This window comes from Shewanella sp. VK101, assembly GCF_056497865.1.
Genome location: NZ_CM151402.1, coordinates 3,361,573 through 3,386,055, shown reverse-complemented (window position 1 = coordinate 3,386,055; position 24,483 = coordinate 3,361,573). Strand labels below are relative to the sequence as shown.

The following is a 24,483-nucleotide window of genomic DNA, read 5'->3' as shown; positions in this document are numbered from 1 at the left end:
TTTCTCTGTTGTCCTGAACTGAGTTTTCCTAAACTGGCGGCAGTTTACCAATTTGCCAGAGCTCCTGCCAGATGCGGCCGGATAGCGGCACCATTGTTCAGCAAATGAAACATAGTCATCTGCTGACACAAGGATTTTCATCATCCAGCGACTGGGATATTTGTCACACTCAGAGTAGAATACCGCGCAACCCTACCAATAAGATTTGCCAGCTGGAGTGACAGATGCTGAAGAAAAGTATGAACATTGCCGACTATGATCCTGAGCTGTTCAAGGCGATTGAGGATGAAACCCGTCGCCAGGAAGAGCACATTGAGCTGATCGCCTCCGAAAACTACACCAGCCCCAGAGTCATGGAAGCCCAGGGCTCACAACTGACCAACAAGTATGCCGAAGGTTATCCCGGCAAGCGTTACTACGGTGGTTGTGAGTATGTCGATGTGGTGGAGACTCTGGCAATTGAGCGTGCCAAGCAGCTGTTTGGCGCTACTTACGCCAACGTTCAGCCACACTCAGGTTCACAGGCCAACAGCGCGGTTTATATGGCGTTGCTGCAACCCGGCGATACCGTACTGGGGATGAACCTGGCTCACGGTGGTCACCTGACCCACGGCTCTCCGGTTAACTTTTCCGGCAAGCTGTACAACATCATCCCTTACGGTATCGACGAGTCCGGCAAGATTGACTACAGCGAACTCGAAACGCTGGCGCTGGAACACAAGCCCAAGATGATCATCGGCGGCTTCTCGGCCTACTCAGGCATAGTTGACTGGGCCAAGCTGCGCGAAATCGCCGACAAGATTGGCGCTTACCTGTTTGTCGATATGGCACACGTGGCCGGTCTTATCGCTGCCGGTGTTTATCCTAACCCTGTGCCGCACGCCCACGTGGTGACTTCGACCACTCACAAGACACTGGCCGGTCCCCGCGGTGGTGTGATTCTGTCGGCTGCCGACGATGAAGATCTGTACAAGAAGCTGAATTCCGCGGTATTCCCGGGCGGTCAGGGTGGTCCTCTGATGCACGTTATCGCCGGTAAAGCCGTGGCCTTCAAAGAAGCACTGGAGCCGGAGTTCAAAACCTATCAGCAGCAGGTGGTCAATAACGCCAAGGCCATGGTTGAGGTATTCCTCGAACGCGGTTACAAGATAGTTTCCGGCGGTACCAGCAACCATCTGATGCTGGTGGACCTGATTGGCCGTGAGCTGACCGGTAAAGAAGCCGACGCCGCTCTGGGCCGTGCCAATATCACAGTCAACAAGAACTCTGTGCCTAACGATCCCCGCTCACCCTTTGTGACCTCCGGGGTGCGTATCGGTACTCCGGCCATCACTCGCCGCGGTTTCAAGGAAGCCGAAGCCCGTGAACTGACCGGCTGGATCTGTGATGTGCTCGACAATGCTCACGATGACGCCGTTATCGAGCGTGTTAAGGGCCAGGTGCTGGAACTGTGCGCTCGCTTCCCTGTTTACGGTTAACCTTTTCAAGGGAATAGGATAAACTTCGATGGCCGCTGAATTCAGCGGCCATTTTTGTTTCTGCCATTTAGCAGCATCCGCTGCCGGCAACTGAGCACCAGGAGGCATAATGCATTGTCCATTTTGCAGTGCGACGGATACCAAGGTGATAGATTCCAGGCTGGTGGCAGACGGTCATCAGGTGCGCCGTCGCCGGGAATGTACTCTGTGTCATGAACGCTTTACCACCTTTGAAGGTGCCGAGCTTGTCATGCCCAGAGTGATCAAGCGCGATGGCAGCAGGCAACCGTTCGATGAGGACAAGCTGCGCGGCGGTATGCTGCGCGCCGCCGAGAAACGTCCGGTTTCCATGGATAAGATTGAAGAGGCGATCAGCAAGATTAAGTCTACCCTCAGAGCCACAGGCGAGCGGGAAGTGACCTCGGAAATGATCGGCAATCTGATGATGGATCATCTTATTGAGCTGGATAAGGTGGCCTATATTCGCTTTGCCTCTGTGTATCGTGCCTTTGAAGATGTGTCAGAGTTTGGTGAAGCGATTGCCAAGCTGGAGAAAAAATAGGCTGTCAGTCACAGCCAACTGTTAAGTAACGGAAACCCCCATGTGGTCCAATACTGATATCGCCATGATGAGCCGCGCCATAATGCTGGCTCGCCGTGGCCGTTATACAACCCGCCCCAACCCCAATGTCGGCTGCGTTATCATAGATGCCGATGGCAAGATTGTCGGCGAAGGCTGGCACCAGCGTGCCGGCGAGCCCCATGCCGAAGTTCATGCCCTGAAAATGGCCGCTGACAAGGCCCGCGGCGCTACTGCCTATGTCACCCTCGAACCCTGCAGTCACTATGGTCGCACGCCGCCCTGTGCCGAAGCCTTAATTAAACATGGCCTCAAGCGGGTGGTGGTGGCTATGACAGATCCCAACCCTCAGGTGGCCGGCCGAGGTATCGGTATGCTGCAGGAGGCCGGGATCCAGGTGCAGAGCGGTCTCTTGGCCGAGCAGGCCAGAGAGTTGAATCCGGGCTTTTTATCGCGGATGGAGCGAAATCGCCCTTGGGTCACCCTCAAACTGGCGGCGAGTCTCGATGGCAAGACGGCACTGGCCAACGGCGAGTCCAAGTGGATAACCGGCCCCGAGGCGCGCCGCGATGTGCAAAGGCTCAGGGCCCGCAGCTGCGCTCTGCTCACCGGCATTGAAACCGTATTGGCCGATGACCCCTCCCTGAATGTCCGGCACGCTGAGCTTGGCAGCCTGGGTGAAACCCTCAGCGAGCAACAGCTTATTCAACCGCTGCGAGTGATACTAGACAGCAACTGCCGTATGCCGCTCGATGCCAGGCTGTTGCAAATTGCCAGCCCGGTGCTCTTGGTCAGCTGCCGTCCCTATGAGGATGAATTCCTAGCCGCTTTGCCGCCTTATGTCACTACTTTGGTGCTGGCCGGTGAAGACAACAGAGTCGATATCGCGGCGCTGCTGCAACACCTGAACCAGAGCTGCAATGCGGTGTTGGTCGAAGCCGGGGCAACGCTTTGCGGCGCCTTTATTACCGCGGGGTTGGCCGATGAGATGCTGCTTTATCAAGCCCCGAAACTGCTTGGCGCCGCTGGCCGAAACCTGCTGGCCTTGCCAAACTATCAGCAGATAGCCGATACCCCGGCGATACGGGTAACTGATCAACGTAAGCTGGGCAATGATACCCGGCTTACTCTCAAGATAGGTGATTGAATGTTTACCGGAATAATTGAAGCTGTCGGTACAGTGCGGACGCTGGAGCGCCGTGGTGATGATATTCGTCTGACTGTGGCCAGCGGCAAGTTGGATCTCAGTGATGTGCGTCTGGGCGACAGCATTGCCACCAACGGCGTGTGTCTGACCGTGGTTGAACGCCTGGCGGAGGGTTATGTGGCCGATGTTTCGGCCGAAACTGTCAGTCTCACCGGCTTTGACCGCTACAGCGTCGGCACCAAAGTCAACCTGGAAAAGGCGGTCACGCCAAACACCCGCTTGGGTGGGCACTTGGTCAGTGGCCATGTGGATGGTATGGCGCGGGTCATCAGTGTGACTCCAAGGGGCAAGGCGCTGGAGTTTTGGCTCGAGGCACCCGCTGAGCTGGCCCGTTACATTGCCCATAAAGGCTCCATTACCGTCGATGGCGTCAGCCTCACGGTTAACGAAGTGGATGGCCGCAATTTCCGTCTCACCATAGTGCCGCATACCGCCAGTGAAACCACTCTGCTTGAGCTGCGCCCCGGCGATAAGGTCAATCTGGAGGTGGATCAGATAGCCCGCTATCTTGAGCGTCTGATGCAGCACAAAGAGGAAGCGCAGCCGAGCGAAGGTGTCACCCTGGCTATGCTCGCCAAGGCCGGCTTCATGCGCTAGATGTGCGCCAGCCCACTGGTTATCGCGCGCTAACAGGTTAGAATTCATTGATTACACAGAACAAGAGATAAAGGTCTTACAATGGCGCTACACAGTATCGAAGAGATCATCGAGGATATTCGTCAGGGCAAAATGGTTATCCTGATGGACGATGAGGACAGAGAAAATGAGGGCGACCTCATCATGGCGGCGGAGAAAGTTACCCCGGAAGCGATCAACTTCATGGCTCGCTTCGGCCGTGGTCTTATCTGCCAAACCATGACCAAGGCTCGCTGCCAGCAGCTGAATCTGCCGCTGATGGTCAGCAATAACAACGCCCAGTTTTCGACCAACTTCACCGTCTCCATCGAGGCCGCTGAAGGGGTGACCACAGGTATTAGCGCCCATGACCGCGCCGTGACAGTACAGGCGGCTGTGGCTAAAAATGCCACGCCGTCCGACATAGTTCAGCCCGGGCATATCTTCCCTTTGATGGCGCAGGATGGCGGAGTGCTGGTGCGCGCCGGTCATACCGAAGCCGGTTGCGATCTGGCGCGTTTGGCCGGTTTGGAACCTTCGGCTGTGATCGTGGAGATCCTTAACGAGGATGGCACCATGGCGCGCCGTCCGGATCTGGAAGTGTTCGCCAAGGAGCACGGCGTTAAGATGGGCACCATTGCCGATCTGATCAATTACCGCAATAACACAGAAACCACAGTGGTGCGTGAGGCCAGGTGCAAGCTGCCTACCCGTTTCGGTGAGTTTGAGCTACACACCTTTCGCGACACCATAGATAATCAACTGCACTTTGCCATGGTCAAGGGCGAGATTGTTGACAATATTCTGGTGCGGGTACACCTGCAAAACACCATTAATGACCTGCTGTTCTCTGAGCGCGATGAAGTGCGCAGCTGGCCGCTTGAGCAAGCCATGGCGCGGATTGCCGCCGATGGTGGCGTGCTGTTGCTGCTGGGTAACCAGGAGCCTAACGAGAGCATTATCGCCAAGGTCAAGGCTTTCGAAGCCGAAGACAAGGGTGAAGTGCCGGTGACCGCCAAATGGCAGGGAACCTCCCAAAGGGTTGGCGTAGGCTCACAGATTCTGGCGACGCTTGGTGTCAACAAAATGCGCCTGCTCAGCTCGCCCAAGCGTTATCACTCTTTGGGGGGCTTTGGTCTGGAAGTCACTGAGTATATTCCCGGCGAATGAGCCGACCAAATTAATTAACCATTTCCGAATAATTGCATAGGGCGAAGGGGTAAATTGCGTGCTATCATAGCGCCACTTTTTGCCCCCGGCCGGGTGCTTTAGCTAAGTTAGGTAAGATAATGAACATAGTTCAAGGTAATATCGAAGCAAAAAACGCCAAAGTCGCGATCGTTGTATCCCGTTTCAACAGCTTTGTGGTTGAAAGTCTGCTGGAGGGTGCCGTAGACACTCTTAAGCGTTTCGGTCAGGTAAGTGAAGACAACATCACTGTGGTACGCGTACCTGGTGCTTTCGAGCTGCCTTTGGCCGCCCGTCGTGTTGCCGCCAGTGGCAAGTTCGACGGTATCATCGCCCTGGGGGCAGTGATCCGTGGTGGTACACCACACTTTGATTTCGTTGCAGGTGAATGCAACAAGGGTCTGGCTCAAGTGGGTCTGGAATTCGATATCCCGGTCTCTTTCGGGGTACTGACCACAGACACTATCGAACAGGCCATTGAGCGTTCCGGCACCAAGGCTGGCAACAAAGGCGGCGAAGCTGCCCTGGGTCTGCTGGAAATGGTGAACGTGCTGCAACAACTTGAGCAACAGCTGTAATACAGGAAAAAGCATGAAGCCTTCAGAGCGCCGCAGAGCCCGCCGTTTAGCGGTTCAAGCCATCTATTCATGGCAACTGAGCGGGAACAATATTGCCGATGTGGAGCACGAGTTTCTGACCGAGCAAAACATAGACGGCGTGGATGTCGCCTACTTCCGTGAACTGTTCACCGGAGCGGCAACCAAAAAGGCTCAACTGGACGAGTTAATTGCCCCCCATCTGGATCAGCGTCCCATGGAGGAGGTGGATCCTGTGGAGAAGGCTATTTTGCGTTTGGCGGCTTACGAGCTGACTTTCCGCAAGGATACGCCTTACAAAGTGGTGATCAACGAGGCTATCGAGTTGGCCAAGGCGTTCGGCGCCGAGGACAGCCACAAGTTTGTCAATGGCATATTGGACAAGCTGGTAGCTCGTCGCTGAACCAGAAAGAAATTAGACAAACGGTATCGTAAGATACCGTTTTTTCATTGGAAAACCGGGAGGCTGCGAACTTGTGGCCAAGTCAACAGTGAAAGAATTTCAACTTATCGAGCGCTATTTTCATGGTCGTGGCCAAGCGCGCAAAGATGTCCGCCTCGGCATAGGTGACGATTGTGCCCTGGTGCACCCCGCCGAACACAAATCCATTGCCATCTCCTGCGATACCTTGGTGGAAAATGTTCATTTCTTGCCGGACATGCCGGCCCAGGCATTGGGCTACAAGGCGTTGGCGGTTAACCTATCCGATCTTGCTGCCATGGGGGCCGAGCCCGCATGGATGACCCTGGCACTGACCATGCCCAGTGTCGATGAAACCTGGCTGGAGCAATTCAGTGCAGGTTTATTTGAAGCGGCTGATTACTATGGTATTTCTCTGGTCGGAGGCGATACCACCCGCGGCCCGAGAGCCATCAATATCACGGTTCATGGCCAAGTGCCGGAAGGCAAGGCGCTCACCCGTAGCGGTGCCCGCGCCGGTGATTGGATTTATGTCACAGGTTCCCTGGGGGATTCTGCCCTGGGGCTGGATATCATCCGCGGTGAATTGAAGGCGAGGGCAGAGCACAAGGAATATCTGGTTAACCGCCATTATCATCCCTCCCCCAGAGTTCTGGCCGGTCAATCGCTCAGAGGCTTGGCATCGAGCGCCATAGATCTCTCTGATGGCTTGCTGTCGGATATCAAGCATATCCTCAAGGCATCGGCCGTCGGTGCGGTTATTGAAGTGGATAAGCTGCCGCTGTCCCAGGCGATGAAAGATACTGTCACAGCGGATGCGGCACTCGACTATGCCCTCTGTGGCGGTGAAGACTATGAGTTGCTGTTCACTGTGCCGGAAGCGCAGCGCGGCGCGCTGGAAACCGCCTTGGGCCATGCCGGAGTCAAGTTCTATCAAGTCGGCCAGATACTCGCCGGTAATCAACTCAGGCTGCAATATCATGGCGAGGTATTCGAGCCGCAACAGACAGGATTTGAGCATTTTTAGATGAAGTGGTTTGCTCATGACGAGGCGCTCGCAAGGGTCAGCCTCAAGAACCCGGTGCATTTTCTGGCACTCGGTTTTGGCTCCGGCCTCGCGGCCAAGGCGCCGGGGACCTTTGGAACCTTGGCTGCCGTGCCTGTATATCTGTTGCTGTCCCAGTTCAGTTTGGGGGTGTATATTGCCGTGACACTGCTGGCCTGTATTGGTGGCATCTATCTGTGCGGCAAGACTTCCAAAGATATGGGGGTGCACGATCACGGCGCCATAGTTTGGGATGAAGTAGCAGGGTTACTGATCACCATGATTGCAGCGCCCGCCGGTGTACTCTGGTTGCTGCAGGGCTTTGTGTTGTTCCGCATTTTCGATATCTTCAAGCCCTGGCCCATTCGGGTGCTGGATGCCAAGGTGCATGGCGGCCTTGGCATCATGGCCGATGATATTCTGGCCGGCATCTTCTCAATGTTGTCACTGCAGGCGATTGTTTGGGCGGTAGGCTGAAACAGCCTTGAGCTGAAATATATAAGCCTTGAGCTGAAATATATAAGCCTTGTGGCAGGTTTCAATCTCTTGATTCCTGCCGTTGACTCAGCATAGTCCGCTAACCCTCATTGAATACCAGGCGCCGTTGATTCGGCGCCTTTTTCATTGGTCTCTCCTTCTGCTCATTTTTACCGGCTCGGTTTAAGGCCGTCACATGAGTGCTTTATGCCTAATCCCCAAAGCCGACTATCCTTAAGGTATGGGGAAACCCACCCGGGGGCGTTATGAAAGGCTGGCCGGCCAATACTTTGTTCCGGCGCTGCGGCTGTGTAGGACTCTTGGCTCTGTTGTGGATCTTGCCTGGCTTAGGTGCAGACCACGTCCGGCCAAAGCCTTACTCCCCGGCCGCAGCGCCGACCATTACCCTGCTCAGTGTCAAAGGAGCCATAGGGCCCGGTGTCAGCGACTATCTGATCCGGGGGATAGAGAGTGCAGCTGCAACCCCAGGCAGTCAGTTGGTGTTGATCACTCTGGATACCCCCGGAGGCCTGGTATCCAGCCTGCGGGATATCAATCAAGCGATTCTCGGCTCCAGGGTGCCGGTTGCCTGCCTGGTCTATCCATCCGGTGCCCGCGCAGCCAGCGCCGGGACTTACATCTTATATGCCTGTCATATCACCGCCATGGCGAGTGCCACCAGTCTTGGGGCGGCAACCCCTGTGCAACTTGGTCCCATGGGAAATGAGCCACCGGAGCCCAAGCCGTCAGAGAATGAAGCCAAAAAACCAGTGGGCGACAGCAACAGTCAAAAACTTGAGCGCAAGCAGCTCAATGATGCCATTGCTTATATTCGGGCACTGGCGGAGCTGCGTCAGCGTAATGTCGAGTGGGCCGAGAAGGCGGTACGTGATGCGGCGACCCTGACGGCCTCGGAAGCGCTGGAGGCCAATGTTATCGACTATATCGCCGATACGCCGCAGCAACTCCTGGCCATACTTGATGGCAAGTCGGTAGCCATGCAAGGCGGCATTAGGATACTCAAAACCGAAAACGCCATAGTGCTGGATCGCAGCCCGGATTGGCGTGCCCGTTTCATCAATCTGCTCACCAACCCCAATATCGCTTACATACTGATGTTATTGGGGATCTACGGTTTGCTGCTGGAGTTTTACAGTCCTGGCGCCATGTTGCCCGGCGTAATAGGGGGGATCTGTCTGCTGTTGGCCTTGTATGCCTTCCAACTGCTCCCCATCAGCTATGCCGGTGGTGGTTTATTGCTCTTGGGAATTATTCTTCTGCTCGCCGAGGCCATGCTGCCGAGCTTTGGGATTTTAGGCTTCGGCGGCCTGGCCGCCTTTGTGCTGGGGTCGGTATTTTTGGTGGACAGTGAAGTTGAAGCCTTTCGTATCGCCTGGCCTGTGATAGCCCTGGTCAGCGTCGTGAGCCTGCTGTTTTTCCTGCTACTGATCAGCTTTGTGTTCAAAACTCGCAAATTGTCCGGAGTGGCCGGCGCCGAGGGGATGGTAGGGGAATATGCCAGGGTGATAGAGGGTTTTCCCGGGCGCGGCCGGGTGCATTTTATGGGAGAAGATTGGCAAGGTGACAGCGAACAGGCCTTGAGCCCCGGGCAACGGGTGCGGGTTTTGGGCCTTAAGGGGCTGGTACTCAAGCTGGCCGAGGTGAAAAGTGGTGATATCGAGCCGACTGAAAATCAACGCAGAGGAGACTGACATGGGCGAAGCTATCAGCGGTAGTTTGAATATTTCCTTTGGGGTGTTATTGGTGCTGTTTGCGGCCTTGCTTATCAGCATGTTCCGCATCCTCAGGGAGTATGAACGTGGGGTGATTTTCTTTCTCGGGCGTTTTTACCGGGTCAAGGGGCCTGGGCTTATCATACTGATCCCTGTGGTGCAGCAGATGGTGCGGGTGGATCTTCGAACCATAGTGATGGATGTGCCCTCTCAGGATGTGATCAGCCGTGATAATGTCTCGGTGCGGGTCAATGCCGTGCTCTATTTTCGGGTAGTCGACCCGCAAAAGGCGATTATCAATGTGGAGAACTTCCTCGCAGCCACCAGTCAACTGGCACAGACCACCCTGAGATCCGTGCTCGGTCAGCATGAGCTGGACGAGATGTTGGCCAACAGGGAGATGCTCAATGCCGATATTCAAAGGATCCTCGACTCCCACACAGATGCCTGGGGCATCAAGGTGGCCAATGTGGAAATCAAGCACGTGGATCTCAATGAGAGTATGATCCGCGCCATCGCCCGTCAGGCCGAGGCGGAGCGGGAGCGGCGGGCAAAGGTGATCCATGCTCTGGGGGAGATGGAAGCCTCGGAAAAACTGGTGGAAGCGGCGCAGACGCTGGGGAAAGAACCCAATGCCATCATGCTGCGCTATCTGCATACCCTGACGGAAGTGGCGGCAGAAAACAATTCGACTATCCTGTTTCCGTTGCCGCTTGAGTTACTGAGCAAATTAAATGGTGCATTTAAAGATTTAACCGAAAAATCAAAAAACTAGCCCGAGAGCTGTTTAAAATACCAGCTATTTACAATAAGTTTATATATTGTTACTTTGAGCAGTTATTGGCGTTTGTGATTTGCTCGGCAGTAGGCCCGCCGAGTCAGTGACTTGAAGTCACCAAGCGCCGATTATCCATAAAAGTGCTAGATACTCAGTGTTAAGGAAGACGCGCCATGTTCAACTTCTCGCAATCTACTAAATCTATCCCTGTTTCAGTATCCAAACTGTCGCTGTTACTGCTGCCTCTTATATTCGGTATTGCCCAAGCCGGGTTGGATGAAAGTTATCAGGCCTATCAACAAGCGTTGGAAAAGGGTGACAAGGCTCAGATAATTAGTGCTGCCGAGCAGGCCTATGCCGACGGTAAAGCCAAATTGGGTGCAACCGATAGGACGACTTTGGCGTTGTCGATGAATCTGGCCAAGGCGCTGCAACAGCCGCGTAATCTAATGTTGGATGAGCAGGGAATTGCCAATCAGCAAAGGAGCAAAGTCTTATATCAGCAAGCGTTGCAAAGCTATCAAGCGCTGTATGGCGAACAGGCTTTGGAAGTGCTCGACCCTATGATGGGGCTTGCGCACAGCAGCAATCCCAAAGAGGCGGCTAAGCTTTACCAGCAGGCCATAGCCTTGGCTGATGGCAAAAATGACCGGCTGCTGTCCGCCGCAGTGCGTCTCGAAGCTTTTAACGATCTCGTTGTGACTGAGGTTTATGACCGCGAGGCTCGTGCCTATGCCCTTGATGCCCAGAAGATTTACCACGAACTTGCACCAAAGGATTCATTGCAGAGGGTCAATGCCGATACAGCTGTAGCCGCCATCTATCTGGCGGAGCAAAAGTACGCCAAGGCCGAACCTCTGTTGCTGGAAGTGATAGAGCAGCTCAAGGTATTACCCTTTGATGCGCCTGTCGCGCTGTCGGCTCATGCCTATCTGGTCGAACTCTATTCCCGCAATGGAGAAGAAGACAAAGCGACTCAACACTGTCAGGCGATAGGCAATATGCGCCCCTGGAGTGTGGATCAGGAGCAGCGGCCCTTGTTTCGTGCCGTGCCCGGTTATCCAATTCAGTACGCCAGGATGAGCCGAGAAGGTTGGGTCAACGTGGAAGTGACTGTAAACGAACAGGGCTTTGTCAGCCATGTGGAAGTGCTGGATTCCAAGGGTGGCAAGCAGTTTGAAACCGAAACCGTCAAAGCCGTGTCAAAGTGGCGTTATGCACCCAAGTTTGTCGATGGTAAGCCCGTTAGTGCCAAGACGTGGTCAAAGATTTCCTTCACGCTTTAAGGCCGCAGAGCTGATTGTAGCCCAATAAAAACGCCGGCAGTTGCCGGCGTTTTTGTCTTCCTCATCCTGAGTTAGATAAGGAAGACATTCAGGCTACAGGCGCCGTGGGCACCAACCACCAGGGCCTGCTCAATGTCAGCCGTCTTGGATGGGCCGGCGATAAACACCCCAAACTCACCCGAGTCCAAGATTATCTTGTCGGCCGCTTCATGCATGTTGGCGACAATGGCATCGGCTTCCAGTACCAGGAACAGGTTCTCACAGATAAAGGGCGTGATCCTGTGGGACAGAGATTTCTGACTGACCCAGATGGCACCATTTTCGGCAACACCCACTTGACCCTTGATCACGGCATAATCGATATCACGCAGATCATGGCTGTCAGCGGGCACTTCACGGTTACCTGTTACCCCTTCCACCTGAGAAATCACTTGCTTGCCTTCGGCAATCAAGGCATCGACCTGCTGCTGCAGCTCGGTAAAACCACCACGCTTATGCAGCTTGCCGGCAACGGTTCCCAGATTGGTTTCAAACTGACCAATCAGGTCATCCAGTCGGGGGGCCACATCTATGGCCGGCATATTGTGTCCTTCAAGTGCACAGGACTTGAGGGCATCCAAAATAAGAGATTTGCTGGACATCTGATTAGCTCCTGTTTTTCTTGAACCAGGCCTCGAAACTGGAGGCGGGTGCCTTGGGCAGTTCACGGTACTTACCCCAGGCGCCGGAGAACGGCTTGAGCAGGCTGCCGGGCAGTATTCTCAAGCCCAGTCTTGCCATACTCATGGAGCAGTTCAGCATAGTGGTGCTGGCCATAAACTTACCGACCAAAGGCATATAACTGCCTTTGCCATATGGCAGTTGACCCGACTCGGCCTTGAGGCGACGCTGACGGAAGATGATCTTGTCCAATGGCACCTTGGTGGGGCACACATAGGAGCAAGAGCCGCACAGGGTACAAGCCCAGGCGATGGAGTTGGTGTCATCGTGCTGGGCGCCTACGGCGATGCCAATTGGGCCCGGGATGGTGTAGTTGTAGCTGTAGCCACCACTGCGACGATATACAGGGCAGGTGTTCAGACAGCCACCGCAGCGAATACACTTGAGCGACTCGGCAAGGATCTTGTCCTTGAGCATCTCGGTGCGGCCGTTGTCCACTATGATGACATGCATCTCGCCACCGGCTTGTGGGCCGCGGTAGAAGCTGGAGTAGGTGGTTACCGGTTGGCCCGTGGCGTTACGGGCCAGGGTGCGCAGATAAACCGAGGCACTTTCCACTGAAGGTACCAGCTTGTCTATCCCCATGGAGTGGAGTTGCAGTTTGGGAAGGTTACAGCCCATATCGGCGTTGCCTTCGTTGGTGCAGACCACTACCGCACCTTTGTCGGCGATAGCCATGTTCACCCCAGTCATGGCTGCATCGGCACTGAGGAATTGCTCACGCAGATGGGCTCGGGCGGCACGGGTCAGGTAAGTTGGGTCGCTGGCGCCGGCTTCTGTGCCCAGTTTTTCATGGAACAACTCGCCCACTTCCTCTTTCTTGAGGTGAATGGCGGGAACCACAATATGTGAAGGTGGCTGCTTTTTCAGCTGAATGATACGTTCACCCAGGTCAGTGTCTATAACCTCTATGCCCTTGCTCTCGAGAAAGGGGTTGAGGTGGCACTCTTCGGTGAGCATGGACTTGGACTTCACCAGTTTCTTCACCTGATGGCGGGCCAGAATCTCATGCACTATACGGTTATGCTCGGCGCCGTCTTTGGCCCAATGCACTTGAATGCCGTTCTGGATACAGTTGGCTTCGAACTCTTCCAGATACTTGGCCAGATTGGTCAGGGTATGCAACTTGATAGCCGAACCCAGATCCCTCAGCTGTTCCCACTCGGGCAGGCTGCCGGCGGCGCGGTCGCGTTTTTCCCGCAACACCCACAGGGCTTTGGAATGCCAATCGACTCTGGACTCATCACGGCAGAAGATCTCTGCCTGGCTGGCGTGGGCGTTGGCCCCTTGTGTCTGTGACATGGCTATCTCCCTAAATGGCAGCGTTGAGGATCTGCGCCAGATGGCGGGTTTCAATCGGCAGCTTCTGGCGGCGGATCATGCCATCCAGATGCATCAGACAGGATGGGTCGAAACCGACGGCAAAGTCTGCTCCCGTGGCCGCATGGGCCTGAGCCTTGTCTTTACCCATCTTGGCCGACACTGCACCTTCATCCACCGCAAAGGTACCGCCGAAGCCACAGCATTCGTCGCGGCGATCCGGATAGGTGATCTCTATGCCGGGAATGCGTTCCAGCAGGGCTTCCATCTTGTTGTAACGTGGGCCCATATATTCGCTGGGGCTGGCGAGATCCAGCATACGGATACCGTGACAGCTCAGCTGCAGGCTCACTTTGTGGGGGAAGGCCTTGGGGAAGCTCTCTACCGGGGCGACATCGTGAAGGAACTCGGTCAGTTCGTACAGCTTGGCGATAACGGCTGCGGCTTCCGGGCTGTCGTCAAATTCATGGAAGTTTTCCTTGGCTGCCACCAGGCAAGAGGCGGCAGGACAGACGATAGCGTCGCATTCGACTCCCTTGAAGGCGTTGAGCAGCTTCAAAGTGGTGTTGCGGGCTTCGTTAAAACAACCCGAGTTGGTCATGGGCTGACCACAACAGGTTTGGCCTTCAGGCAGGATCACCTGGTGCCCCAGTTTCTCCAGCAGTTCCAAGGTGGCGATGGCCACATCCGGCAGCATCTGGTTGACCAGACAGGGAATAAACAAGGCTATCTTCATTTGGTGTTTCCTAATTGGATGTTGCTTGCGTTAACCGACATCATCTATGTCCGGTGTGGTCAGATGCTTTCTGACTCTGTATTTGAACATCACCTGACATAGGGTAAATATGCTTGAATATAAGCCTATAACCACACAATAAATAGTGCTAATTCAGTAAATGAGTAAAATCTTTTTTGCAAAAATGAGAATATTGTAAATAGCTGATTTTTATTGATTAAATATCTTGTTTTTTGTTTCGTAATCCGAACGGAAATCCATTATTTGACACAGATGAAAAAAGAGGGAGCTTAGTGCTCCCTCTCTCGGTTATCAGCGGCTGCATTCCTCCAGCAGATAGGCCAGGTGGCGGTATGAGATGCCACTGTGGTGGCTCAGGCCCACCTCACACATACGGTTGGCATAGTAGCCTTCCTTGAAGTCTGTGGGGATGAGTTTCTTGATGTTCCGCAGTGCCGAAGCGTTGATCTCAGGTTTGTAGAGACCTTTCTCACCGGCATAACCACAACAATCGACGCCGGCAGGGCGCAGTACCTTGTCGGAGCAGGCATCGGCAATGGCTTGCATCTTGGGTTCCAGCTTCATTTTGCGCGCCGAGCACCCCAGGTGCAGTGCCACATTGACTTTCTTGGTGAGGGTGAGTTTCGGCAATACCTTGTCGTGCAGGAATTCGACCAGATCCAGTAGTTCAACCTTGGGATTACCGGAAAGGGCACGGTAGGTACAGGAGAGGGCATCGACAACCACGGGCAGCTTGCCGCCTTCTGTCATGGCACTAAGTGTATCGATAAGCTCATCACGCTTCATGTCGGCATTTTTGAAATCCCCTTTGGATTCCCACATCTGGCCGCAGCACAGATTGCGGGTCTTGGCCGGCGTAATCACGTTATAGCCGGCACGCTCCAGCAAGGTCACTACCACTTCAGGTAGGGTGCGGTCATCGGGATCCAGCGGTGTTGGGCCGAAGGTGCGGCCGCCGCAAGCGGCGAAGTAGACCACGGTTTCCTGGTTGGCTTTGGGCGCCGAAGGCTTGGGCAGCTTACCGCCTTTGGGGAAGTCAGGGTTCCAGTAAGGCACTTCTTTGGAAATCGCCCGGCCCATGTTCATCAGCCCTGAGGTGATACCCGTGCCCGTGAGTTTGTGTATTGTGCCCAGGGCATCAAAGCCTGTGCTCAGCACCTGGTTGACGGCGCCCCAGTGCTTGGCCTGGAAGTCCAGAACCTTCTGCTCTGTGGTGGTGATGTAGGGAGTACGCAGCTTGCGGACCAGTTGGCCCATGCTGTTGTCTACCGGGCAGGCAATGGTACAGAGCTGACAGGCGGCGCAGGTATCCACCACATCATACTTGGCGGCGGCACGCATTTTCTCGGCTGCTTCCTTGTCGCCGCTCTGTTCCAGACCCTCGATTTCACGCAAGGTGGCTATCCGCTGTCTGGGTGACAGGTTCAGCGCCGAGGTGGGGCAGGTCTTTTCACAGAAACCGCACTCGATACACTTATCTACCAGGTCGTCCACTTCGGGACAGGGCTTGATATTCTTGATGTGCACCTGCTTGTCGTCGTTGAGGATCACCCCAGGGTTCAGCAGTCCTTCGGGATCGAAGATCTGCTTGATGTTTTTCATCAGGGTGTAGGCGTCACTACCCCATTCCATTTCTACAAAAGGTGCCACGGCGCGGCCTGTGCCGTGCTCGGCCTTCATCGAACCGTCGTACTTGTTGATCACCATATCGGCGACCGCTTCCATAAATTGATGGAACTGTTCGATATCGGCCTGGGAGCCGAACTTAGGGGTAATGATAAAGTGGAAGTTACCGGCCAGCGCGTGGCCGTAGATCACCCCTTCAGGATAGCCGTGCTTATGGAACAGCTCGGTCAGATCGTGAGCGGCACTGGCCAGGTTTTCAACCCGGAAGGCCACGTCTTCGATGATTACCGAAGTGCCCTTGGGACGCTCACCACCGATAATGGGGAATAGGCCGGAGCGCATGGCCCAATATTTACCGTAAACGGCCGGGTCACGGCTGAAGCTGATGGGGCGCTCGGTCTCAATATGCGCCAGCTTGGCGATAACGTCCTGGGTATAGCGTTCCAAAGTTTCATCATCATTGGCGCGGGATTCTATCAGCAAAATCGCAGCGCCTTCCGGCAGTTCGGCCAGCCAATCCGGCATACCCTTTTTGCCTGTTACCGCCTTGATGGAGGCCCAGTCCAGCAGCTCGGCCGCAGCCACGCTTTCGCCCTGAATAGGGGGGATTGCCCGGGCTGCATCTTCCATATTGAAGAATACCGCCATGGCCGAGGCCTTGAATTTAGCTTCGTCCACTGTGTGATAGGTGACTTCGTTAACAAACGCCAGGGTGCCTTCGGCGCCAACTATGATGTGGTTGATGATATCGAAGGGATCTTCAAAATCCACCAGGGCGTTGAGGCTGTAACCTGTAGTGTTTTTAATGGCGAACTTTTTACGAATTCGCGCTGCCAGGGTCTCATTACCGCGAGCCATGGCACCCAAATCTGCCAGTGCCTTGAGCAGTTCGGGGTGTGACTGACGGAAGGCGTCCTTGGACTCTTCGCTGCCGGTATCAAGCTCTGTGCCATCGGCCAGCAGCAGTTTTACTGAGGAGATGGTTTGGTAGCTGTTTTGGGCCGTGCCGCAGCACATACCGGAAGCGTTGTTGGAGACGATACCGCCCACCATGGCCGAAGCCAGAGTTGCCGGATCCGGGCCTATTTTCTTATTCAAAGGTTTGAGGGCGGCGTTGGCGTCGGCGCCAATAACAGCAGCACCCAGGGTGACCTTGTTGCTGTCTTCACTGATATCCAGAGTGCGGAAACCGTCGAACCCCAGGATAAGCAAGATGCCTTCACCTATGGCCTGACCCGACAGACTGGTACCAGCGGCGCGGAAAGTTACCGGAGCGCCGTAGCTTCTGGCCACCGCCAGAGTACGTTTTACCTGCTCCAGCTCTTCGGCATGTACCACCACCTCGGGCACTATTCGGAAATAGCTGGCATCGGTTGACCAGGCAAAGCGGCGCACAGGATCATCACTGACGGCGGCTTCTCCCAACTGTTTACGCAGGTCGCGGATCACGGCTTCATAGTTGATAGACATAAGACATTTCTCTACACATTAAATTTGATAATAAAGGCAGCGCTAAAGGCGGCTGCCTTATCGAAGGATTATTATCGTTTTTAGAATCCGCCCCAGATCACCGCCAGGGTACCGGCCAGTAAAGCATAGCCAAGCGCCACGGGCATAGTCTTGCGGATGATTTCAGATTCGCGACCGGCCATACCGACCACAGTTGCCGCCGCGACCACGTTCATCACGCACATCATGTTACCGGCGTTGGCGCCAATACCTTGCAGTGCCAGGATCAGCGCGTGGTTGGCTCCTATATTATCGGCCACGCTGTATTGCAGGCCGGAGAACATCATGTTGGAGAAGGTAGCCGAACCCGACAGGAAGGCACCGAAAATACCGACTATAGGTGAAATCCAGGCCCAGACACTGCCGAGGCTTCCGGCCAGCATATCCGCCAGTGCTACCGGCATTGACTGCAGACCGGCACTGTTAGTGCCTGAGTTAAGGAAGATTTTCACCATGGGCACAGAGGCACCCAGAGAGATAATGGTTGGCACCATGGACTTGCAGGAAACCGTGACCGATTCTTTAATGGCCTTGGAGTTCATTCTGAACAGGAAGAAGCCCAGAATACACACGGCAACAAAGAAGGCGCCCGGTGCAAAGAAGGTGGCGAAGCTGGCCTTGAGCTCAGTGCCCAACAGGCCGGTCCAACTGATGTTGAAACCGTTCAGCCAGGCTTTCAGTGGCTGTACCACACGTGAAAGCACCAAGAGAGCGGCCATGATCAGGTACGGAGTCCAGGCGGCCAACTGAGAGAAGCGTGCCTTGGTTTCCACTTTGGCTGTTTCTGCTTCCTTGTCGTTTTCGGCAAAGTCATTCCAAGGGGTTTTCGGCAGTAACCAGCCTTTGCGGGCAACCGGGATAACCAGTGCCATACCGACCAGGGCACCAATCACGGAAGGGAACTCTGGGCCGGCGAAGAAGTTGATCAACCAGGCAGGAATGGTAAAGGCCAAACCGGCGAACAGGGCAAATTTCCAGATGGCAAAGCCTTCCTTGAAGGACTTATTGCGACCAAAGAAGCCTGTCAGCACAGACACCATTACCAAGGGGATCAGCGTACCTGTTATCAGATCTATGGTGATCATATGCATGGCAATGAACTGGGCATAATCGCTGAAGTGACCGCCATGTTCGGCAATTTGTGCCGCAGCCATGCTGGTACCGCCTTCGAGCAGACCCTGCTCCATACCAAAGAGTACCGGCAGACCGATAGCGCCGAAAGACACTGAAGTTGAGTCGGCAATCAGGGCTACCACGGCGGCCGCAACCGGTGGGATACCCAAGAGTACCAACAGAGGGGCGCCGATAGCGGCAGGTGTACCAAAACCGGCTGAGCCTTCAATAAAGGAGCCGAACAGCCAACAGATGATGATCACCTGGACCCTGGCATCTGCGCTGATATTGGTAAAACCGGCACGAATGGTATCCATGGCGCCTGAATATTTCAGGGTGTTGAGCAGGAAGACCGCACCGAAGATGATGGTCAAAGGAGTAATCGCCGACAGCAGGCCTTCAACCACGGAGGCGGCCAGCAGGGTAGTGTCCATCTGCCAGATAAAAACGGCGGCCAGGGCGGTGATCACCATGGAGATTGGCATAGCTCTGGATGCGGGCATCCGGAGCAACACCAGGAACAGCATGACGCTGATCACGGGTGTCAGGCTTGCGAGTAACTGTAGAAATGTCATGGTTGCCTCATCATTTCATATGTTGCTTGTGCTTATTGTGGTGTTGAGAAAGTGCTATCGCCTTTCCCTTTTGTTGTTGTGCGTGCTTATCATGGTTAATTTACCCGGAACCAAAATGATCTGGATCATCTTGCCTTTCGTATGCGGCTTAAGTTTTTGGTTATGGGAGCAGTATCTCCGCCACAAAATAGATAAATGTGATCAAGATCACCTTTGATAGGGCTCTTATATAACTTTGGGGAATAGAAATCTTGGAAATGACCCAAAACCCTTGGAATTATGGCTTTGTTTTGCTCAAAACGGTAATAAAGTGATCCTGTTATTTCATTTATGATGGAAACGCAGGCTTATATCGTAAAATTTGAATGTGATTCATGTCACACTAATTGAGTGTTTGGTGAAGTTGGATTTTATGTGATGTTGCTTATATCGTTAATAATCAACAGGTTGTGATTGTTCTGACTTTTGTTTATGAGTGATGCAGATCACTGTTTTATCGAGCGCAGTAAATTGTGATCTTGGTCACGTGAATGATGTTTTACATTTTTTGAAAATAAATAACAAAAAGCACCTTTATTCTCAGGTGCTTTAACTAAGTTGGATTGAGTGGCAAGCTGACATCGCACAAGCGCCGGCTTCAAAAGAGTTTACTGCCCCAGCCCAACTTGTTGCGCAAGACGTGAAAGTAGTTGTGCCCCTTTGGGTGGATGAGTTTGAGCCGTTCCTTGCTGCGCTTCAGGATAATTTCATCGCCCGGCATTACAGATAAGGTGACATGGCCGTCACAGCTCACTTCCAGGTTTTCGCCGTTTTCCGGTGACACCACCAGTTTGATGGTGCTGGAAGCGTCGACCACTATAGGGCGGCAGGAGAGGGTATGGGGAAACATGGGCACCAGGATCAGCGCCTCGAGATTGGGGGTCAATATTGCGCCGCCGGCCGACAGCGAATAGGCGGTTGAGCCGGTCGGTGTAGACACTATCATGCCATCGGCCCGTTGGCTGTACATGAACTGGTTGTCGATATAGACCTCAAACTCGATCATATGGGCTATCTTGCCCGGATGCAGTACGGCCTCATTGACGGCGGTATTGCTGGCTTTGACTTCGCCGTGGCGATAAACCTCGGCTTCCAGCAGGAACCTGTGTTCTGTGGCATATTCACCATCCAGCACCTTGGCCAGAGATTCTTCAAAGGCATCCGGCGGCAGATCGGTTAAAAACCCCAGATTGCCGCGGTTGACACCGATAACGCCGAGATCGAAGCGTGCCAGAACCCGGGCCGCGCCCAGCATATTGCCATCCCCCCCGACGACTATCGCCAGATCACAGTGTTCGCCGATATCCAGTAGGTCTACCGCGCGCACATCTTTCCCGAGTTCGGCCGCGACTCTCTCTTCCACCAGCACATCATAGCCCTGCATTTTCAGCCAATGATGCAGGCGCTTGAGGGTCAGGTTGGTCCCCTGATGGTGGGGTTTTCCTATCAGGCCTATAGTATGAAACTCAGTGGACATAGATTTTGGGAACTCTGGGGGTTGAAACGGTCAATTTGATCCCCATAATATGCCCAGAGTATGCAGAAACAAAGCATTTTTAGCTGGAGTAGAAATGAACAAAGAGTCATTTAAAGCAGAGCAGGAACAGGTCGAAGAAGTGGTTGACCAGGTTGAAACCACTGAGGGCATAGCTGAGGAAGGCGGCATTATCGACGAGCTGACTCAGGCGAACTTCCGTATTGAGGAGCTGGAGCAGGCTTTATCTGACGCACAGGCGACAGTTGAGGAGCAGAAAGATTCTGTCATCCGTGCCGCAGCTGAAGTTGATAACATCCGTCGCCGGGCGGCGCAGGATGTGGAGAAGGCGCATAAGTTTGCCTTGGAAAAGTTCAGCAATGAGCTGCTGCCGGTGATCGATAACATGGAGCGTGCTCTGGTGGGTGCAGATAAGGCCGATGAAGCCACCAAGCCTTTGTTTGAAGGTGTTGAACTGACACTGAAAAGCTTCCTGTCCGCGGTGGAGAAGTTCGGGGTCAAGCAGATAGATCCTATGGGTGAAGCCTTTAACCCTGAGCAGCATCAAGCCATTGGCATGCAGCCAAGCGCCGAGTTCCCGGCCAATACTGTGATGCTGGTTATGCAAAAGGGCTATCAGCTCAATGAGCGTCTGCTGCGGCCTGCCATGGTAATGGTGTCCAAGGGCGGTGAAGGTGTCGATACCCAAGCCTGATAGCGCACTAAAACGCCCATAGCGGCGAGACTAAAAAACCGCAGACTTATCTGCGGTTTTTTATTTGCAAGCAGGTTTCCAGCCATGAAAAAGCCGAGCTAAGCTCGGCTTTCTTGTTCCTGGGTTTTCTGGAGCCTGGGGGCTCTTGAATTCAGGAGCTTACTTCTGGCCAGCGGCCTTTTTGATAAAGTCCACTATCTCCGCCATAGGCACTTCCTGCTTTTCTCCGGTGCGGCGGTTCTTATATTCATAAACACCGGCATCCAGATTGCGATCGCCAATCACTATGGTGTGAGGCAGACCCAGGAGCTCCATATCGGCAAACATCACGCCAGGGCGCTCTTTACGGTCGTCAAACAGCACTTCGATACCTGCATCGGTCAGCTCTTTGTAAAGCTGCTCGGCAGTATCAGTCACTCTGTGTGACTTGTGCATGTTCATCGGCAGAATACCCACTGTGAATGGGGCAATCGCTTCCGGCCAAATGATACCGCGGTCATCGTGATTCTGCTCGATAGCTGCGGCAACGATGCGGCTGACGCCGACACCATAACAGCCCATCAGCAGGGTCTGAGACTTGCCATTCTCGTCCAGCACAGTGGCGTTCATGGCGGCAGAGTAGTTGGTGCCCAGCTGGAAGATATGGCCAACTTCAATACCGCGGGCGAAGGCATAAGTGCCTTTGCCGTCAGGGGTGGTTTCGCCTTCCACTACGTTACGGATATCGGCGGCGCTTGCCAGTGGCAGATCCCGCTCCCAGTTGATACCGAAATAGTGTTTGTCGTCTAGGTTGGCACCGGCGGCAAAGTCGCTCATCACGGCAACACTGTGATCTATGACCACAGGAATAGTCAGACCGACTGGGCCGAGAGAACCTGGCCCGGCTCCCAGCGCGTCACGAATTTCCGCTTCAGAGGCAAATTCCAGCGGCGCGGCAACCAGTTCCAGTTTGTCGGCTTTGACTTCGTTCAGCTCATGGTCGCCACGGACAATCAGGGCTACCAGCGGGGCCTCTTCGGTGGCGCCTTTGACTATCAGAGTCTTAACCGTCTTGGTGATATCCAGGCCAAACTGCTCAACCAGTTCGTCTATGGTCTTGGCATTGGGTGTGTCTACCAAGGTCATTTCCTGAGTGGGCGCGGCGCGCTCTGTGGTTGGCAGCGGCGCTTCGGCTTTCTCGATATTGGCGGCATAGTCGCTGCCATTGGAGTAGGCAATCAGATCTTCACCGCTGTTGGCCAGAACATGGAACTCGTGTGACATGCTGCCACCGATAGAGCCGGTATCTGCCAGTACAGGGCGGAAGGCCAGGCCCATGCGCGACAAGATGTTGCTGTAAGCCGTGTACATGGCCTGATAGGTATCATCCATGGTTTGCTGATCCAGATGGAAAGAGTAGGCATCTTTCATCAGGAACTCACGTGAGCGCATGACACCGAAGCGTGGGCGGACTTCATCACGGAATTTGGTCTGGATTTGATACAGGGTCAGCGGCAGTTGCTTGTAGGAGCTGACTTCTTTGCGCACCAAATCGGTAATCACTTCTTCATGGGTCGGGCCCAGAACGAAGTCACGATTGTGACGGTCTACAAAGCGCAGCAGTTCCGGGCCAAACTTGTCCCAGCGACCTGTTTCCACCCAGAGATCCCCCGGCTGTACCATGGGCATCAGAATTTCGATGGCACCGGCCTTGTTCATCTCTTCACGCACAATGGCTTCGACCTTGCGCAGTACGCGCAGGCCGGACGGCAGCCAGCTATAGAGGCCTGAGGCGTTGCGACGTATCATACCGGCGCGCAGCATAAGCTGATGACTGACTATCTCTGCATTGGCAGGGTTTTCTTTCTGTGTTGATAACAGGTATTGACTGACTCGCATTACCTTGGGTCCGAAATGAATTGAATGGCCGCCATTTTATCACTTGCTTTGATGATGTCACGCGGCCAGGGCGGATAAATTCCCCTTTCCTTGCTCGAATTTAGCCTGTCGGCTACTGATTGGCGCCGGCGCTGCAATTGCCGCCGCGGTTTTGGGCGCTGAGCAGGGCTTCTTCAGCCTGAAATACCAGGGTGTCCCAACCGAGTTGCCTGGCCGGTTGGATGTTGGCCACACCGATAGAGACTGTCAGTCTTGGGCTTTGGGCCTTGGCTCTCAGATTGGCCGCCAGCACAAATTGATTGAGGCTCTGGGCAATGCGGATACAGGCTTCCGGATCCCGGTCTGGCAGTAACAGTGCCAATTGAGATTGTTGTAATCGCGCCAGAAAATGTTCACCGCTAATTTCAAAGTCCAGCAGCCTTTGGGCCAAATGCAACAGGGTTTCGCTGGCAATGGCCTGATCGCTCTGAATGAGCAACAGGCCTATCCTGTGCTGTTTCACTACCGCTTTGTGCCAGGCCTGCTTCAACAGTTGGTTGAAGCTGCGGCGGTTATAGAGCCCTGTGAGTTCGTCCTGTTGTTGCTCGCTGGTCAAGGCACTCATTTGGGCCTCAAGGGACAACAGCGCATGGTTTATCTTGAGTGTTTCCCGATTCACGGCATTTGGGGAGTTGCCACCGAAGTTTTGTTCCGCCAATTCGCTGAGCTTGTGGCTGGTCTGCAACAAGGGTTTGAGCAGGTGGCGGCCAAGTACAGCCCAGGCCACAGTTTGACTCAGAACTATCAGCGCCAGTGATCCGAGCACCAGCCATAGCAAGGTTTGCATCAGCGATTTGCTGTTCTTTTGTGCCTGGGCATCCAGGTGGGTCAGCCCTATGCCGGACAGGCGCAGAGAAAGATTATCTATGGCACTTATCATGCCGGTCATATGTGGTGCTCTCAAAGGCTGACCACTCACCACTGACAGCTGTTGTCCAAGAGCCAGGGCCTCGTCATATTCTTTGGCCGCCAGGGTAAACTGACTCAGGGTGGTTATTATCTGTTGTTGTCTCTGCCTGGTTTCGTCGAGGATCGCCTCCCGCTCGTTGGAGGGATAGGTAGGCCAGTTGTTTTTGAGTTTCAGCAGTGCCAGATGCTGCATCTGGTTGGCTTTGATGGTTTGCAGCAGCAGTTTCTGATCCTGGAGCTCGGCGATATGGGCCTTGCCTGTACGCTCCATCACCCAGAGGCTGGCTCCGCCAAAAAACACTATCAGCCCCGCAAGCAGAAAAAAACTCAGCAGTAACCGGCTGCGGATCCCCGGTAAGCCAAGTGACATGCTTCTTGGTGTTTGTGTGTTTGGGCGGGTTTGGC

21 protein-coding genes are annotated in these 24,483 nt (G+C 54.3%); 13 read left to right on the top strand and 8 right to left on the bottom strand.

Going from position 1 to position 24,483, the window contains the following annotated elements:
* The first annotated feature begins 224 nt into the window (after nt 1-224).
* The 12 genes from glyA to ACSHSR_RS15005 all read left to right on the top strand — a co-directional run bounded on the left by glyA (nt 225) and on the right by ACSHSR_RS15005 (nt 11,404).
* A complete protein-coding gene (glyA, locus tag ACSHSR_RS15060; protein ID WP_025009435.1) occupies nt 225-1,478 on the top strand; it encodes a serine hydroxymethyltransferase in 1,254 nt (417 codons plus the stop codon).
* Between the two features lie 109 nt (nt 1,479-1,587).
* The gene (gene nrdR, locus ACSHSR_RS15055; RefSeq protein WP_025009434.1) at nt 1,588-2,040 is read left to right on the top strand and encodes a transcriptional regulator NrdR; all 453 of its coding nucleotides are present in this window, start codon (nt 1,588-1,590) and stop codon (nt 2,038-2,040) included.
* A gap of 40 nt (nt 2,041-2,080) precedes the next feature.
* A complete protein-coding gene (gene ribD, locus ACSHSR_RS15050) occupies nt 2,081-3,205 on the top strand; it encodes a bifunctional diaminohydroxyphosphoribosylaminopyrimidine deaminase/5-amino-6-(5-phosphoribosylamino)uracil reductase RibD (RefSeq protein WP_208170818.1) in 1,125 nt (374 codons plus the stop codon).
* Nucleotides 3,206-3,862: a riboflavin synthase gene (locus tag ACSHSR_RS15045; protein WP_208158350.1), complete on the top strand. Its 657-nt coding sequence runs from the start codon at nt 3,206-3,208 to the stop codon at nt 3,860-3,862.
* Nucleotides 3,863-3,943: 81 nt separating this feature from the next.
* The gene (gene ribBA, locus ACSHSR_RS15040; RefSeq protein ID WP_144191079.1) at nt 3,944-5,050 is read left to right on the top strand and encodes a bifunctional 3,4-dihydroxy-2-butanone-4-phosphate synthase/GTP cyclohydrolase II; all 1,107 of its coding nucleotides are present in this window, start codon (nt 3,944-3,946) and stop codon (nt 5,048-5,050) included.
* A gap of 119 nt (nt 5,051-5,169) precedes the next feature.
* Nucleotides 5,170-5,646: a 6,7-dimethyl-8-ribityllumazine synthase gene (gene ribH / locus ACSHSR_RS15035; RefSeq protein WP_025009431.1), complete on the top strand. Its 477-nt coding sequence runs from the start codon at nt 5,170-5,172 to the stop codon at nt 5,644-5,646.
* Between the two features lie 13 nt (nt 5,647-5,659).
* Nucleotides 5,660-6,067 carry a transcription antitermination factor NusB gene (gene nusB, locus ACSHSR_RS15030; protein ID WP_025009430.1) on the top strand — a complete coding sequence of 136 codons (408 nt, stop codon included), beginning with the start codon at nt 5,660-5,662 and terminating at the stop codon, nt 6,065-6,067.
* Nucleotides 6,068-6,155: 88 nt separating this feature from the next.
* Nucleotides 6,156-7,112 (top strand): thiamine-phosphate kinase, encoded by a 957-nt coding sequence (gene thiL, locus ACSHSR_RS15025; RefSeq protein WP_044735717.1) that lies wholly within the window; start codon nt 6,156-6,158, stop codon nt 7,110-7,112.
* On the top strand, nt 7,113-7,607 hold the full coding sequence (locus tag ACSHSR_RS15020; protein WP_144134436.1) for a phosphatidylglycerophosphatase A family protein: 495 nt from the start codon (nt 7,113-7,115) through the stop codon (nt 7,605-7,607).
* Between the two features lie 266 nt (nt 7,608-7,873).
* Nucleotides 7,874-9,319, top strand: coding sequence for an NfeD family protein (locus ACSHSR_RS15015; protein ID WP_144191082.1), 1,446 nt, complete (start codon nt 7,874-7,876; stop codon nt 9,317-9,319).
* Between the two features lies 1 nt (nt 9,320).
* Entirely contained in the window at nt 9,321-10,115 is a 795-nt protein-coding gene (locus tag ACSHSR_RS15010) for a slipin family protein (protein WP_025009427.1), read from the top strand.
* A 176-nt stretch (nt 10,116-10,291) separates the two neighbouring features.
* Complete coding sequence (locus ACSHSR_RS15005; protein WP_335900754.1) at nt 10,292-11,404, top strand: energy transducer TonB; 1,113 nt, start codon at nt 10,292-10,294, stop codon at nt 11,402-11,404.
* Between the two features lie 71 nt (nt 11,405-11,475).
* Here ACSHSR_RS15005 and ACSHSR_RS15000 read toward each other — a convergent pair whose 3' ends face one another.
* The 6 genes from ACSHSR_RS15000 to nadK all read right to left on the bottom strand — a co-directional run bounded on the left by ACSHSR_RS15000 (nt 11,476) and on the right by nadK (nt 20,540).
* Complete coding sequence (locus ACSHSR_RS15000; protein WP_025009425.1) at nt 11,476-12,045, bottom strand: LutC/YkgG family protein; 570 nt, start codon at nt 12,043-12,045, stop codon at nt 11,476-11,478.
* A 4-nt stretch (nt 12,046-12,049) separates the two neighbouring features.
* A complete protein-coding gene (locus tag ACSHSR_RS14995; protein ID WP_062793310.1) occupies nt 12,050-13,426 on the bottom strand; it encodes a lactate utilization protein B in 1,377 nt (458 codons plus the stop codon).
* 10 nt (nt 13,427-13,436) lie between these two features.
* The gene (locus ACSHSR_RS14990; RefSeq protein ID WP_045282525.1) at nt 13,437-14,180 is read right to left on the bottom strand and encodes a (Fe-S)-binding protein; all 744 of its coding nucleotides are present in this window, start codon (nt 14,178-14,180) and stop codon (nt 13,437-13,439) included.
* A 312-nt stretch (nt 14,181-14,492) separates the two neighbouring features.
* Nucleotides 14,493-17,297, bottom strand: a complete 2,805-nt coding sequence (locus ACSHSR_RS14985) for an FAD-binding and (Fe-S)-binding domain-containing protein (protein ID WP_479630883.1) — start codon at nt 17,295-17,297, stop codon at nt 14,493-14,495.
* A gap of 80 nt (nt 17,298-17,377) precedes the next feature.
* Nucleotides 17,378-19,024 carry an L-lactate permease gene (locus ACSHSR_RS14980; RefSeq protein WP_044734016.1) on the bottom strand — a complete coding sequence of 549 codons (1,647 nt, stop codon included), beginning with the start codon at nt 19,022-19,024 and terminating at the stop codon, nt 17,378-17,380.
* Nucleotides 19,025-19,661: 637 nt separating this feature from the next.
* Nucleotides 19,662-20,540 carry an NAD(+) kinase gene (nadK, locus tag ACSHSR_RS14975; RefSeq protein ID WP_062793309.1) on the bottom strand — a complete coding sequence of 293 codons (879 nt, stop codon included), beginning with the start codon at nt 20,538-20,540 and terminating at the stop codon, nt 19,662-19,664.
* A 94-nt stretch (nt 20,541-20,634) separates the two neighbouring features.
* Here nadK and grpE point away from each other — a divergent pair, with 94 nt between their 5' ends.
* Nucleotides 20,635-21,252, top strand: coding sequence for a nucleotide exchange factor GrpE (gene grpE, locus ACSHSR_RS14970; protein WP_025009423.1), 618 nt, complete (start codon nt 20,635-20,637; stop codon nt 21,250-21,252).
* Between the two features lie 159 nt (nt 21,253-21,411).
* Here grpE and ACSHSR_RS14965 read toward each other — a convergent pair whose 3' ends face one another.
* Together ACSHSR_RS14965 and ACSHSR_RS14960 are read right to left on the bottom strand one after the other, a co-directional pair.
* Nucleotides 21,412-23,130 (bottom strand): proline--tRNA ligase, encoded by a 1,719-nt coding sequence (locus tag ACSHSR_RS14965; protein ID WP_045282524.1) that lies wholly within the window; start codon nt 23,128-23,130, stop codon nt 21,412-21,414.
* 112 nt (nt 23,131-23,242) lie between these two features.
* Entirely contained in the window at nt 23,243-24,448 is a 1,206-nt protein-coding gene (locus tag ACSHSR_RS14960) for a diguanylate cyclase domain-containing protein (protein WP_181881359.1), read from the bottom strand.
* Nucleotides 24,449-24,483 lie beyond the last annotated feature (35 nt).

Bases quoted from the DNA above. Each gene is read 5' to 3' on its own strand.
- ACSHSR_RS14965 (WP_045282524.1), bottom strand. From the start codon at position 23,130: ATGCGAGTCAGTCAATACCTGTTATCAACACAGAAAGAAAACCCTGCC.
- ACSHSR_RS14995 (WP_062793310.1), bottom strand. From the start codon at position 13,426: ATGTCACAGACACAAGGGGCCAACGCCCACGCCAGCCAGGCAGAGATC.
- ACSHSR_RS14990 (WP_045282525.1), bottom strand. From the start codon at position 14,180: ATGAAGATAGCCTTGTTTATTCCCTGTCTGGTCAACCAGATGCTGCCG.
- ACSHSR_RS15005 (WP_335900754.1), top strand. From the start codon at position 10,292: ATGTTCAACTTCTCGCAATCTACTAAATCTATCCCTGTTTCAGTATCC.
- ACSHSR_RS15010 (WP_025009427.1), top strand. From the start codon at position 9,321: ATGGGCGAAGCTATCAGCGGTAGTTTGAATATTTCCTTTGGGGTGTTA.
- ACSHSR_RS15015 (WP_144191082.1), top strand. From the start codon at position 7,874: ATGAAAGGCTGGCCGGCCAATACTTTGTTCCGGCGCTGCGGCTGTGTA.
- ribBA (WP_144191079.1), top strand. From the start codon at position 3,944: ATGGCGCTACACAGTATCGAAGAGATCATCGAGGATATTCGTCAGGGC.
- ACSHSR_RS15020 (WP_144134436.1), top strand. From the start codon at position 7,113: ATGAAGTGGTTTGCTCATGACGAGGCGCTCGCAAGGGTCAGCCTCAAG.
- ACSHSR_RS14980 (WP_044734016.1), bottom strand. From the start codon at position 19,024: ATGACATTTCTACAGTTACTCGCAAGCCTGACACCCGTGATCAGCGTC.
- grpE (WP_025009423.1), top strand. From the start codon at position 20,635: ATGAACAAAGAGTCATTTAAAGCAGAGCAGGAACAGGTCGAAGAAGTG.
- nrdR (WP_025009434.1), top strand. From the start codon at position 1,588: ATGCATTGTCCATTTTGCAGTGCGACGGATACCAAGGTGATAGATTCC.
- nusB (WP_025009430.1), top strand. From the start codon at position 5,660: ATGAAGCCTTCAGAGCGCCGCAGAGCCCGCCGTTTAGCGGTTCAAGCC.
- ACSHSR_RS14985 (WP_479630883.1), bottom strand. From the start codon at position 17,297: ATGTCTATCAACTATGAAGCCGTGATCCGCGACCTGCGTAAACAGTTG.
- ribH (WP_025009431.1), top strand. From the start codon at position 5,170: ATGAACATAGTTCAAGGTAATATCGAAGCAAAAAACGCCAAAGTCGCG.
- nadK (WP_062793309.1), bottom strand. From the start codon at position 20,540: ATGTCCACTGAGTTTCATACTATAGGCCTGATAGGAAAACCCCACCAT.
- ACSHSR_RS14960 (WP_181881359.1), bottom strand. From the start codon at position 24,448: ATGTCACTTGGCTTACCGGGGATCCGCAGCCGGTTACTGCTGAGTTTT.
- ribD (WP_208170818.1), top strand. From the start codon at position 2,081: ATGTGGTCCAATACTGATATCGCCATGATGAGCCGCGCCATAATGCTG.
- glyA (WP_025009435.1), top strand. From the start codon at position 225: ATGCTGAAGAAAAGTATGAACATTGCCGACTATGATCCTGAGCTGTTC.
- ACSHSR_RS15000 (WP_025009425.1), bottom strand. From the start codon at position 12,045: ATGTCCAGCAAATCTCTTATTTTGGATGCCCTCAAGTCCTGTGCACTT.
- ACSHSR_RS15045 (WP_208158350.1), top strand. From the start codon at position 3,206: ATGTTTACCGGAATAATTGAAGCTGTCGGTACAGTGCGGACGCTGGAG.